Raw genomic sequence first — 12106 nt, forward strand, 5'->3', positions numbered from 1 at the left:
TGAGCAATCGGAAAAACTTGTGACCCTTTGCTGAGAAGCCGCGCGAGGCGGCTTCAGCGCATGACCCGAAACCCAAATCGGTTTCACAGAGGGATCATGCCTTAGAGCGTCCTTTGCGTGCCCAAAAGGACGCGCGGCGCTCTAATCGTATTCAGGCCCAACTTAAACACCGCGAATTGGAAAGCGCTGGTGTTTCAATGTGTTGAGGGCGTGCGCAGGGTTGTTAGCACTACGAAGCGCTCGAGGGAGGGTTCCGAAGCCGGCTCAGGCAGCCTGTGCTTCGGCCACGTTCGGCGGCAAGGCGACGCCGGCCGCGCGGAAGACGTTGCCGATAGATCCAGTTGCCGGCGTGCGAACGGTGATCACCTTGCCGTCCTTCTCGATGACGCCGGTCTGTAGGCGGTCGAGTTCCCGCAGGACGTCGGCCCATTCGGGCTTGATGGCGGCCGCTTCGCAGCGCTTGTGCAATTCCTTGCGCAATACGAGGGCGATAAACGAACAGAACACATGGCCGCGGATGGCCTCGTCGGAGGAATGATAGATCGGCCGGGTGCGCATCAGCGCCTTTGCTGTGCGGAACAGCTCCTCCACCTGGAGGAGGTCGCGATATCGCAGGACGGCCTGCAGCGGCGTGATCCTGGCATTGGTGCGCAGCACGAAGATGCCGTCATACCTTGCCTCGTCAGCGATCTTGCCGGCATCGATCTCGAAAGCGCCGGGGCTCGTGCTGCGCAGATAGCGGCGGTAGGCCGAGTTGCCGACAAGCGCCTTGTCGCCCTTCTTCAGCTGGCGGTCGAGGCCCTCGACGATCGCGGCACGATCGGCACGGTCCTTGTCCGCCTCGGCTTCATTGCGGGCGACAATGTAGCGCCGTCCTTCGACGGTCACCTCCTTGACGAAGAGCTGCGTCTCGCCGGTGGCGCGTTCGATCAGCAAAGGCGTGAAGCGCTTGTCGTCCTCGAGCACGACACGGCGCACCAGGACGTCCGTCCTCTCGCGCACGCCGAGCACGTATTCCAGCCCGCGCTCCTCGAGCGCGGCCATCGTGGCAGCGGAAATCATGCCGCGGTCGGCGACGACGCAGACCCGGCCGATGCCGAAACGATGACGCAGCCGGTCGATGACCGGGATCAGCACGCTGACATCGGCGGTGTTGCCCGGCCACATCTCCGAGCAGACGGGTCGGCCCTCGCCGTCGATCACCACGCCGACGATCATCTGGTTGAGATCGGGCCGATGGTCCTTGGAATGGCCATGGGCGCCGAGCGTGGCGCCGCCGGCGCCTTCGAAGGAGAGCGAGGTGGTATCCATAAACACGACACTGAGGTCGGTGAAGAGATCCTTGCGCCTGGCGAACAGCGCTTCCTCGATCTCGTCCTTCACAGTGCGCGGCGAGAATGGCGTCGCATTGGCTTGGCGCGCCTCGGGCAGTTCCTCGCCGAGCCAGGCCATGGCCCGGTAGAAGTGATGCAAGGCAAGATCGTCGGCGCCGGGGATGTCGTAGTCGACGAGCCACTTCTCGCAGGCCCTGTCGGAGCCGGAGGCCATGATGCGGTGAAGCACGGCAGCAAACACGGCCCGTTCGACGGCAAACTCGAACTTCCGCTCCGTCAGCAGCCCTTCGATGACCGCCCGGCAACCGGTGTCCTCCCACAACCGGCCGAACAGCAGCGGTGCGCCAATGCGGCGGGTGTGCAGGCTTGTCGAACTTTGCTCGATGGCCTGCAAGACCATGGCCCGCTCAGCGTAGCGGCCAACTGAAGAGGCGAGCCGATCGAGATCACCCGAGGCCAGGACCGCCTCCTTGCGCCCGAGATTGCGGATGATCCGCTGCTTCATCCGCCCTTCCTCGCGCACGCTCTCGACGAGGTAGAGGTAGGTGTAGCCGCGGATGTTCTTCTCGCGCACGAACATGCAATCAGCATTACCAAAAACGGTGATTCGTCAAGCTCCGCGCTTCAAAGCAGGACATTATTTAGCATTACGCCTAAAAACCGCGCCTAGCTCCACCTCAACAAAAACAACGAGATAACGCAGAAAATGCGCCGGAATCTGCCGGCAACTGTTCAAGTCGGGTCAGGCATGAAGTGCGGAATGTCGTCGATGCCGAGGCCGACGACCTTGGTCAGCACGTAAAACGCGCCGAAAATCAGCAGCGAAACGATGGTGGTGCGGATTATTGCGCGCAGCATATGCGGGCCCTGCGGCGCGCTGGAAACGGTGCCGAGCACCGTCTCGCCTTCATCGTCCTGGGTCTTCAGGCTGAACGGCAGCGTGGCGAACAGAACCAGCCACCAGATAATGAAATAAATGGCGGCAACAGAAATCCAGCTCATGCTTCTTCCAGTTCCACCAGCGTGCCGAGGAAATCCTTCGGGTGCAGGAACAACACAGGCTTGCCATGCGCACCGATCCTGGGATTGCCGTCGCCGAGCACCCGCGCGCCGGCCGCTTTCAACCGATCCCGGGCAGCGTTTATATCGTCGACCTCATAGCAGATGTGATGCATGCCGCCGGCCGGGTTCTTTTCCAGAAAGGCTGCGATGGGCGAATTTTCGCCCAGCGGCTCGAGCAACTCGACCTTGGTGTTGCCGGTATCGATGAACACCACCGTCACACCGTGCTCGGGCAGCGCCTGAGGCTTGGTAAGCTTGGCGTCCAGCGTGTCGCGATAGACAGCGCTTGCCGCGGCAAGGTCCGGCACGGCGATGGCGACATGGTTCAGGCGGCCGAGCATGAGAACTCCGTGTAAACGCTGCGCAAACTGTGACCAGGCAGTAGGCAATGGGCAGTAGGCAGTAGCTAATAGAGAAAGCAAGATCCGAGGGGGAAGCAGAGACTGTTCTACGATCCGATCTTCCCTACTGCCTACTGGCTATTCCCTACTGCCTAAATCATCTCGTCACGAATACCGTCACCAGCGGCTTCTTGCCCCACGCTTCATTGGCGGCCGAGCGCACCGCGCGGCGCACCGATTCCTGCACCAGGTCGAGGTCTTTTCGCCGCTGGCGCGGTATGGAGTCCACCGCGCCGATCGCCGCATCCAGCATAATCTCCTCGAGATCCTCGCCGCCGCGATCGGCAAGCGCGACGCCGATGGCGACCAGATCCGGGTCGCCTGCAAGCTCATACCGCTCGTCGAGCACGACATTGACCGCCACATGACCGGCGAAGGAGAGCTTGCGTCGGTCGCGAATGCCCATCGCCTCGTCGTCGCCGATCAGCTTGCCGTCCTTGTAGACGCGGCCGAACGGCACCTGGTCGATGATCTCGGCGGCGCCCGGCGCCAGCCGCAACATGTCGCCATTGCGCGCCTGCGCGACTTCCGGAACGCCGGCAGCACTCGCCAGCGCGCCATGGGCGACGAGATGAGCCGCCTCGCCATGCACCGGCACGGCGATCCTTGGCCGCGTCCATTCGTACATCTTGCGCAATTCGTTGCGGCGGGGATGGCCCGACACGTGGACCAGCGCCTCGTTATCCTCGATGATCCTGACGCCCTGTTCGATGAGCTGGTTCTTGATCTCGAGGATGGCCTTCTCGTTGCCCGGGATGGTGCGCGATGAAAAGACGACGATGTCGCCAGGCGACAGCGCAACCGTTTTCATCTCGTCACGCGCCAGCTTGGCAAGCGCGGCGCGCGCCTCGCCCTGGCTGCCGGTGCAGATGATGACGAGGTTTTCGCGCGGAATGAAGCCGTAATCCTCTTCAGAGATGAATTCCGGCAGCCCTTCCATGTAGCCGAGTTCGCTGGCGACATCGATCATGCGCTTCAGCGAACGCCCGAGCACCAGAACCTGCCGGCCGGTATCGCGGGCGGCCTCGGCGATTGAGCGGACGCGGCCGACATTGGACGAGAAGGTGGTGACCGCGACGCGGCCCGGCGCCTTTTCGATCACGCCCCGCAGCCCCTGCCCCACCGCCTGCTCCGACGGTGACTCGCCCTCTCGCATGGCGTTGGTGGAATCGCAGACCAGCGCCAGCACGCCTTTTTCGCCGTGCGCACGGAACCGCGCCTCGTCGGTCATCGGGCCGATCTCCGGCGCGGGATCTAGTTTCCAGTCGCCCGTATGGATCACCGTGCCGAGCGGCGAGGTGATGGCGAGCGACACCGGCTCGGGTATCGAATGGCTTACCGGTATCGCCTCGATGCTGAACGGCCCGACGGTAAAGGTTTCGCCGGCCCTGTAGATCGTCACCGGCACTTTTGGCGCGCCGCCATTGTCGCCCTGCCGCTTGGCTTCGAGCAGGCCGGCCGCGAACGGCGTCATCCAGACTGGCGCCTTCAGACGTGGCCAGAGCTCGAGCAGCGCGCCGTAATGGTCCTCATGCGCATGGGTGATGACGATGCCGCGCAGGTTGTTGACCTCTGCTTCGATGAAGCGCGTGTCGGGCAGCACCAGATCGACGCCCGGCAGGTCGGGGCCGGGAAAGGTCACGCCGACATCGACCACGATCCACTCGCGGTTCAAGGCTGGGCCATAGCCGTAGAGAGCGAAGTTCATCCCGATCTCGCCGACGCCGCCAAGCGGTACGAAGACGAGTTCAGCGTTATCGGATCTTGCCATGTCTTTTCTTCTTTCTCTCGTACCGCGACCTCGTTCGCAGCCAGGCAGCACGGGGACGGTTTACTTTCTTTCCGCAGAATGGCTGAAGCTCTTCAATGCCGGCACGAGCGGAAAAAAGTAAACTGTCCCTGTGTGTTACTTCAAGCAGCGCCGGCGGAGGCGACTGCGCCGAAATGCACGTCACCCGCGGCTATTTTCAACATCTCACCGCGATCGTCGCGGATCACGAAGCGGCAATCCTCGTCGATCGTCTCGAACACGCCGCGCACGACATTGCCGTCTACGCGCACGGCGACCTGGCTGCCGAGCCCCGCCGCACAGGAAAGCCAGCGCCGGCGGATCTCAGTGAGCCCCCTGCCCTCGTTCCAGAGCCGCGCATTTTCGCTCCAGGCGTCCGACAGCGGGAGGAACAGCGTTTCGGCGTTGCATGTCGCGCCAAGCGCCTTCAACGAGGTCGCCGGATATGGCACGTCCTCGGGATAGGCGACGACATTGACGCCGATGCCAACCGCGATGGCGCAGCGGTCCTGCCCGAGCATCGAGGATTCCAGAAGAATGCCCGCGAGCTTGGCGCCTTCGGCGAGCACGTCATTCGGCCATTTCAGCTCGAAGCGGTTGCGGCCGGCACTGCCGCCGCCGTCCGGCGCAATCGCAAACCGGCCGTTCGGAACCACGGCGTTGAGCGCGTCGGCTAGCGCCAGTCCGGCGACGAAGCCGAGCGTGGCGGCGATGCGAAGATCGCCACCGGTGATGAGGAGCAGCGTCGCCGCGAGATTGCCGGGCGGCGTCGCCCAGGTCCGGCCGCGTCGGCCGCGGCCGCTTTCCTGCTGCTTCGAAACGATCCAGAGCCGGCCGGGATCGCCCTCACGCGCGCGCTCCAGCGCCATGGCGTTGGTCGAGCCGACCTTGTCGTGGGCTTCGAGCCGGAAGCCTTCTGAAACGCAGGTCGGCGCGAGTACGAATCCCATCTAGAAAAACGTCTTGGCGGCGGCTTGCGCCACCCGCCCGATGGGCCCGCCGATAAGCACGTAGAACAGCACGAACGCCCCGGAAGCGCCGAGCACGAGCCGCAACTCGCCTGCCATCGGCATGAAGCCGCCGACCGGTTCGTCGAACCACATGATCTTGATGATGCGCAGATAATAGTAGGCGCCGACCACGGAGGCGAGCACGCCGATGATCGCCAGCGCATAGAGCCCGGCGTCGATGGCCGCCAGGAAAACGTACCATTTGGCCCAGAAGCCGGCGAGCGGCGGAATGCCGGCCAAGGAGAACATCAGGATGGTCAGGATCGTCGCCATCATCGGGTTGGTCGCGGACAGGCCGGCAAGATCGCCGATCTGCTCGACATTGCCGTCCTTGCGCCGCATGGCGAGGATGAAGGCGAAGGTGCCTAGCGTCATCACCAGGTAGATCGCCATATAGATGATGACGCCCCGCACGCCGGTCTCGGAATTGGCAGCGAGCCCGACAAGCGCGAAGCCGACATTGCCGATCGAGGAATAGGCCATCAGGCGCTTGATGTTGGTCTGGCCGATCGCCGCGAAGGATCCGAGCGCCATCGAGGCGATGGCGATGAAGACGACGATCTGCTGCCAGTCGGCCGCTATCGGCTCAAACGCGCCGACGGTCACGCGCACCATCAGCGCCATGGCTGCCATTTTCGGCGCGGCCGCGAAGAACGCGGTGACCGGTGTCGGCGCACCTTCGTAAACGTCTGGCGTCCACATATGGAACGGCACGGCCGAGATCTTGAAGGCCAGGCCGGCCATAACGAATACCAGGCCGAACACCAGGCCGAGCTGGCGCTCGCCGCCGGCCAAGGCCGCGGCGATGGCGTCGAAATCGGTGTTGCCGGTGTAGCCGTAAACCAGCGAGATGCCGTAGAGCATCATGCCCGACGACAGCGCGCCGAGAACGAAATATTTGAGGCCGGCCTCGGTCGAACGCAGGCTGTCGCGATTGATGGCGGCCACGACATAGAGCGCCAGCGACTGCAGTTCGAAGCCGAGATAGAGCGCAATCATATCGTTGGCGGAGATCATCAGCATCATGCCGAGCGTCGCCAGCATGATCAGCACCGGATATTCGAACTTGTCGAACTTTTCCGCCTTCGCGAAGCCGACCGACATGATCAGTGTCACCACAGAGCCTGTCAGCGTCAGGAACTTCATAAAGTGGGCGAACGGATCGCTGACGAACGAGTTGCCGAACGCCTTGCCCTCGCCGCCGAACAGCAGCATCCAGGCGCCTGCGCCGATCAGAATCGCGACAGCGAGACCCGTCACCGTCGCATTGGCGCGCGGTCCCGAATAAACCCCGACCATCAGCAGCGCCAGAGCGCCGACCGCAATGATCAGTTCAGGCGTGGCCAGCGTCAGGCTCGAATAAAGTTCCGGCGTCATAAGCCCGCCCCTGTCAATGCGCTGCGGCCGGCGCGGCCGCTGCCGGCTGCACGATGGCAGGCTGCGGCTGCGGTACCGCGTCGAGCGATACTGTAACGTTGTTCACGAGGGCCTGAACCGAGGCTGCCGTCGCGTCGAATATGGGCGCCGGATAGACGCCGAAGAAGATGACGAGCACGACCAGCGGATAGATCACCACCTTCTCGCGCGTCGACAGGTCGAGCAGGCCCTTCAGGCTCTCCTTCGACAGCACGCCGAAGATCACCTTGCGGTAGAGCCACAGCGCATAGGCCGCCGAAAGAATGACGCCGGTGGCGGCGAACAGCGCCACCCAGGTGTTGACCCTGAACACGCCGAGCAGCGTCAGGAACTCGCCCACGAAACCGCTCGTGCCGGGCAGGCCGACATTGGCCATGGTGAAGATCATGAACACCACGGCGTATTTCGGCATGTTGTTGACCAGCCCGCCATAGGCGGCGATCTCGCGGGTGTGCATACGGTCGTAGATGACGCCGACGCAGAGGAACAGCGCGCCCGACACAAGGCCGTGCGACAGCATCTGGAAGATAGAGCCCTGGATGCCTTCCTGGTTCATCGCGAAGATGCCCATGGTCACAAAGCCCATGTGAGCCACCGACGAATAGGCGATCAGCTTCTTCATGTCCTCCTGCATCAGCGCCACCAGCGAGGTGTAGATGATCGCCACAACCGAAAGCGCGAAGACCAGCGGCTGGAAGAAGAGCGAGGCATCCGGAAACATCGGCAGCGAGAAGCGCAGGAAGCCGTAGCCGCCCATCTTCAGCAGGATGCCGGCCAGGATGACCGAGCCTGCGGTCGGCGCCTCGACATGCGCGTCCGGCAGCCAGGTGTGCACCGGCCACATCGGCATCTTTACGGCGAAGGACGCGAAGAAGGCGAGCCACAGCCATATCTGAATGCCGGCCGGGAAATCATGCCCGAGCAGCGTCGGGATGTCGGTCGTGCCGGCCTGGAAGAACATCGCCATGATGGCAAGCAGCATCAGCACCGAGCCGAGCAGCGTGTAGAGGAAGAACTTGAACGAGGCATAAACGCGCCGCTTGCCGCCCCACACGCCGATGATGATGAACATCGGGATCAGGCCGGCCTCGAAGAACACGTAGAACAGCACGATGTCGAGCGCCGTGAACACGCCGATCATCAGCGTTTCCAGGATCAGGAATGCGATCATGTATTCCTTGATCCGATGCTCGATCGAGTTCCAGCTCGCCAATATGCAGAGCGGCATCAGGAAGGTGGTCAGGATCACGAACAGCATCGAAATGCCGTCGACGCCCATGTGGTAGGAAATGCCACTGTCCAGCCATTCGGTCTTTTCGACCATCTGGAAGCCGGTATCAGAATAATCGAAGCCGGCCCAGATGAACAGCGACAGCACGAAGGTGAACACCGTCGTCAGCAGCGCGACATTGCGGATGTTGCGGCGCGCGCTGTCGCCTTCGTCCCGGATCAGCAGGATCAGGAAGGCGCCGACCAGCGGCAGGAAGGTGACCGTGGAAAGGATAGGCCAGTCGGTCATGGTCTAAAACGAGCTCCCGAGCATCATCCAGGTGACGAGGGCTGCGACGCCGATCAGCATGACGAATGCGTAGTGATAGAGATATCCGGTCTGTAGCCTGACGACGCTGCGCGTCACGTCGATGACGCGAGCCGAGATGCCGTCCGGGCCGAAGCCGTCGATGATGGTCCCGTCGCCTGTCTTCCACAGGAAGCGGCCGAGGCGCTTTGCCGGGTTCACCAACAGGAAGTCGTAAAGTTCGTCGAAATACCACTTGTTGAGCAGGAAGGCGTAGAGACCGCGGTGCCGGCCAGCCAGCTCCCGCGGCATTTCCGGCGAGCGGATATAGAACTGGTACGCCAGCCCAAAGCCGATCAGCATAGCCACGAACGGCGCGAGCTTCACCCAGAGCGGCACTTCATGGAAATCGTGCAGGATGTGGTTATCCGGCAGCATGAACAGAGCGCCTTTCCAGAACTGGTCGTAGCTCTCCTGGTGGCCGATGAACTGCTCGTGGAAGATGACGCCTGCAAACAGCGCACCGGCGGCCAGCAGGAAAAGCGGCACCAGCATCACCGGCGGCGATTCATGCACATGGTGCATCACGTCTGCGGTAGCCTTGGGCCTGCCGTGGAAGGTCATGAAGATCAGCCGCCAGGAATAGAAGCTGGTCATGACGGCGGCAACCACCAGCGCGATGAAGGCGAAGCCGGCCATGGCGTTGTGGCCGGCGAAGGCGCCTTCGATGATGGCGTCCTTCGAGAAGAAACCGGCCGTACCGATGAGGGTCGCGGGAATGCCGACGCCGGTCAGCGCGAGCGTGCCGATCACCATCATCCAGTAGGTGGTCGGGATCAGCGTGCGCAGCCCGCCCATCTTGCGCATGTCCTGCTCGTCGGAGACCGCATGGATGACGGAGCCCGAGCCCAGGAACAGCAGCGCCTTGAAGAAGGCGTGCGTGAACAGGTGGAAGATCGCCGCCGAGTAGAAGCCGAGGCCGAGCGCCACGAACATGTAGCCGAGCTGTGAGCAGGTCGAATAGGCGATGACGCGCTTGATGTCGTTCTGAACCAGGCCGACGGTCGCGGCGAAGAAGGCGGTGAACGCACCGACGAAGGTGACGACGGTCAGCGCCGTGTGCGACAGCTCAAAGATAGGCGACAGCCGCGCCAGCATGAACACGCCGGCCGTGACCATGGTTGCCGCATGGATGAGCGCCGACACCGGCGTCGGGCCTTCCATGGCGTCCGGCAGCCAGGTGTGCAGCGGCACTTGTGCCGACTTGCCCATGGCGCCCATGAAGAGCAGCAGGCAGACGACCGTCAGCGCGCTTTGCATGTCGAGCGCATAGCCGAGGAAATTCAGCACGGCGCCGCCCTGCGCGCCTGCTTCCGCGCCGTGTCCGGCCGAAGCCAGCGATGCGGCGTTGGCGAAGATCGTGTCGAAATTGACCGAGCCGAACAGCACGAACACGCCGAAAATGCCGAGAACGAAGCCGAAGTCGCCCACGCGGTTGACCACGAAGGCCTTGATCGCCGCGGCGTTTGCCGACGGCTTTTTGTACCAGAAGCCGATCAACAGGTAGGAGGCTAGGCCGACCCCCTCCCAGCCGAAGAACATCTGCACGAGGTTGTCTGCCGTCACCAGCATCAGCATGGCGAAGGTGAACAGCGAGAGATAGGCGAAGAAGCGCGGCCGGTGCGGATCGTGGTGCATGTAGCCGATCGAGTAGATGTGCACCAGGGCCGACACCGTGTTGACGACGACAAGCATCACCACCGTCAGCGTGTCGATCCGCAGTGCCCAGTCGGCTTGCAGGCTGCCGGACTCGATGAAGCGCAGCACCGGAACGGTGAAGGCTTCCGTGTCGCCGAAGCCGACCGCGAAGAATGCGACCCAGGACAGGACGGCCGAAATCACCAGGAAGCCGGAGGTGATGTATTCCGATGCTTTCGCGCCGAGCGACGTGCCGAACAGGCCGACAACCAGGAAGCCGAGCAGCGGTAGGAAGACGATGGCTTGGTACATGGTCTTACCGTCAACCCTTCATCATGTTCACGTCTTCGACCGCGATCGAGCCGCGGTTGCGGAAGAACACCACCAGTATGGCGAGGCCGATCGCCGCTTCGGCGGCCGCGACCGTCAGCACGAACAGCGCGAAGACCTGGCCGACCAGATCGCCGAGGGCGGCGGAAAACGCCACGAAATTGATGTTCACCGCCAGGAGGATCAGCTCGATCGACATCAGGATAACGATGACGTTCTTGCGGTTCAGGAAGATGCCGAACACGCCGAGCGTGAACAGGATCGCCGAAACGGTGAGAAAATGCGCGATGCCTATTTCCATCGTCAGATGCCCTTGCCCGTCTCGACTTTCTTGATTTCGATCGCGGTCGCCGGCGTCCGCGCCACCTGCGCGGTCACGTCCTGCCGCTTGACGCCTTCCCGGTGCCTGAGCGTCAGCACGATCGCCCCGATCATCGCGACCAACAGGATCAGCCCGGCCACCTGGAAGAAGTAGATGTAGTCGGTATAGAGGATGTCGCCGAGCGCCGCCGTATTGTGCCGCGTCGCTATCTCGGGCGTCGGCATCGCCACGGTCGAGGCCAGTTGCGGCGCAAACGTGTAGCCGCCGAGCACGACCACCAGTTCGGCCGCCAGTATCAGCCCGACCATGGCGCCGATCGGCGCATATTGCAGCGCGCCCGACTTCAGTTCAGCGAAATCGACGTCCAGCATCATGACGACGAACAGGAACAGGACCGCCACCGCGCCGACATAGACGACGAGCAGGATCATCGCCAGGAACTCGGCACCGGTCAAAAGGAACAGTCCGGCCGCGTTGAAGAATGTGAGGATCAGGTAGAGAACCGAGTGCACGGGATTGCGCGCGGAAATGACCATAAAGGCCGCCGCGACCGCGATGAAGGCGAAGAGGTAGAAAAATACCGCTTCAAGTCCAATCAGCATGGGTTCCCCCGGGGTTTCCGTATCGGACGGAGCACAAGCCGCGCCCATCCGTTTCCGGTTTTGCGCCCGCCTCCGGGCGGCAAATCCGCGTGTTCCTTAGACGAGCAATTCCGGCCCGTCCATCATTCAATCTTCACCTGTAGGGCGCATCCAGAGCGATGTTGCGCGCCAGCTCTCGCTCCCAGCGGTCGCCGTTGGCGAGCAGCTTTTCCTTGTCGTAGTAGAGCTCCTCGCGCGTCTCGGTCGAGAATTCGAAATTCGGTCCTTCCACAATCGCGTCGACCGGACAGGCTTCCTGGCAGAAGCCGCAATAGATGCACTTCACCATATCGATGTCGTATCGGACCGTGCGGCGCGTTCCGTCATTGCGGCGCGGGCCGGCCTCGATGGTGATGGCCTGCGCCGGGCAGATCGCCTCGCACAATTTGCAGGCAATGCAGCGCTCCTCGCCGTTCGGATAGCGGCGCAGCGCGTGCTCGCCGCGAAAGCGCGGGCTGAGCGGGCCTTTCTCGAAGGGGTAGTTCAGCGTCGGCTTCGGCGCGAAGAACTGGCGCATCGACAGGAAGAAGGCGCCGACGAACTCCTTGAGAAGCAACGATTTGGCGGCTTGTGCAAGTGCCGTCATG

At 62.8% G+C, this 12106-nt stretch carries 11 protein-coding genes; all 11 read right to left on the reverse strand.

All coding sequences use genetic code 11. From position 1 onward, the window contains the following. Nucleotides 1-264 precede the first annotated feature (264 nt). The 11 genes from ABVK50_RS13350 to nuoI all read right to left on the reverse strand — a co-directional run bounded on the left by ABVK50_RS13350 (nucleotide 265) and on the right by nuoI (nucleotide 12105). Nucleotides 265-1914, reverse strand: coding sequence for an IS1634 family transposase (locus ABVK50_RS13350; protein ID WP_353641105.1), 1650 nt, complete (start codon nucleotides 1912-1914; stop codon nucleotides 265-267). A 152-nt stretch (nucleotides 1915-2066) separates the two neighbouring features. Next, nucleotides 2067-2336 (reverse strand): DUF1467 family protein, encoded by a 270-nt coding sequence (locus tag ABVK50_RS13355; protein WP_353641104.1) that lies wholly within the window; start codon nucleotides 2334-2336, stop codon nucleotides 2067-2069. Further along, the gene (gene mce, locus ABVK50_RS13360; RefSeq protein ID WP_353641103.1) at nucleotides 2333-2737 is read right to left on the reverse strand and encodes a methylmalonyl-CoA epimerase; all 405 of its coding nucleotides are present in this window, start codon (nucleotides 2735-2737) and stop codon (nucleotides 2333-2335) included. Before mce ends, ABVK50_RS13355 begins: the two co-directional genes overlap by 4 nt. Nucleotides 2738-2894: 157 nt before the next feature. Beyond that, entirely contained in the window at nucleotides 2895-4568 is a 1674-nt protein-coding gene (locus tag ABVK50_RS13365; RefSeq protein WP_353641102.1) for a ribonuclease J, read from the reverse strand. A gap of 140 nt (nucleotides 4569-4708) precedes the next feature. Further along, complete coding sequence (locus ABVK50_RS13370) at nucleotides 4709-5536, reverse strand: biotin--[acetyl-CoA-carboxylase] ligase (protein WP_353641101.1); 828 nt, start codon at nucleotides 5534-5536, stop codon at nucleotides 4709-4711. Further along, a complete protein-coding gene (nuoN, locus tag ABVK50_RS13375) occupies nucleotides 5537-6973 on the reverse strand; it encodes an NADH-quinone oxidoreductase subunit NuoN (RefSeq protein WP_353641100.1) in 1437 nt (478 codons plus the stop codon). 13 nt (nucleotides 6974-6986) lie between these two features. Then, nucleotides 6987-8531, reverse strand: a complete 1545-nt coding sequence (locus ABVK50_RS13380; RefSeq protein WP_353641099.1) for an NADH-quinone oxidoreductase subunit M — start codon at nucleotides 8529-8531, stop codon at nucleotides 6987-6989. 3 nt (nucleotides 8532-8534) lie between these two features. After that, on the reverse strand, nucleotides 8535-10538 hold the full coding sequence (nuoL, locus tag ABVK50_RS13385) for an NADH-quinone oxidoreductase subunit L (protein WP_353641098.1): 2004 nt from the start codon (nucleotides 10536-10538) through the stop codon (nucleotides 8535-8537). Between the two features lie 10 nt (nucleotides 10539-10548). Further along, nucleotides 10549-10857: an NADH-quinone oxidoreductase subunit NuoK gene (gene nuoK, locus ABVK50_RS13390; RefSeq protein ID WP_008836435.1), complete on the reverse strand. Its 309-nt coding sequence runs from the start codon at nucleotides 10855-10857 to the stop codon at nucleotides 10549-10551. 2 nt (nucleotides 10858-10859) lie between these two features. Beyond that, the gene (locus ABVK50_RS13395) at nucleotides 10860-11480 is read right to left on the reverse strand and encodes an NADH-quinone oxidoreductase subunit J (protein ID WP_353641097.1); all 621 of its coding nucleotides are present in this window, start codon (nucleotides 11478-11480) and stop codon (nucleotides 10860-10862) included. Between the two features lie 133 nt (nucleotides 11481-11613). Continuing rightward, a complete protein-coding gene (gene nuoI / locus ABVK50_RS13400; RefSeq protein WP_008836437.1) occupies nucleotides 11614-12105 on the reverse strand; it encodes an NADH-quinone oxidoreductase subunit NuoI in 492 nt (163 codons plus the stop codon). Nucleotide 12106 lies beyond the last annotated feature (1 nt).

This window comes from Mesorhizobium sp. WSM2240, from assembly GCF_040438645.1.
In the GTDB taxonomy this organism is placed as follows: Bacteria; Pseudomonadota; Alphaproteobacteria; order Rhizobiales; family Rhizobiaceae; genus Allomesorhizobium.

Coding starts and splice junctions, on each gene's coding strand:
- nuoK (WP_008836435.1), bottom strand. CDS start 10,857: ATGGAAATAGGCATCGCGCATTTTCTCACCGTTTCGGCGATCCTGTTC.
- nuoL (WP_353641098.1), bottom strand. CDS start 10,538: ATGTACCAAGCCATCGTCTTCCTACCGCTGCTCGGCTTCCTGGTTGTC.
- ABVK50_RS13365 (WP_353641102.1), bottom strand. CDS start 4,568: ATGGCAAGATCCGATAACGCTGAACTCGTCTTCGTACCGCTTGGCGGC.
- nuoN (WP_353641100.1), bottom strand. CDS start 6,973: ATGACGCCGGAACTTTATTCGAGCCTGACGCTGGCCACGCCTGAACTG.
- ABVK50_RS13370 (WP_353641101.1), bottom strand. CDS start 5,536: ATGGGATTCGTACTCGCGCCGACCTGCGTTTCAGAAGGCTTCCGGCTC.
- ABVK50_RS13395 (WP_353641097.1), bottom strand. CDS start 11,480: ATGCTGATTGGACTTGAAGCGGTATTTTTCTACCTCTTCGCCTTCATC.
- mce (WP_353641103.1), bottom strand. CDS start 2,737: ATGCTCGGCCGCCTGAACCATGTCGCCATCGCCGTGCCGGACCTTGCC.
- ABVK50_RS13380 (WP_353641099.1), bottom strand. CDS start 8,531: ATGACCGACTGGCCTATCCTTTCCACGGTCACCTTCCTGCCGCTGGTC.
- ABVK50_RS13355 (WP_353641104.1), bottom strand. CDS start 2,336: ATGAGCTGGATTTCTGTTGCCGCCATTTATTTCATTATCTGGTGGCTG.
- ABVK50_RS13350 (WP_353641105.1), bottom strand. CDS start 1,914: ATGTTCGTGCGCGAGAAGAACATCCGCGGCTACACCTACCTCTACCTC.
- nuoI (WP_008836437.1), bottom strand. CDS start 12,105: ATGACGGCACTTGCACAAGCCGCCAAATCGTTGCTTCTCAAGGAGTTC.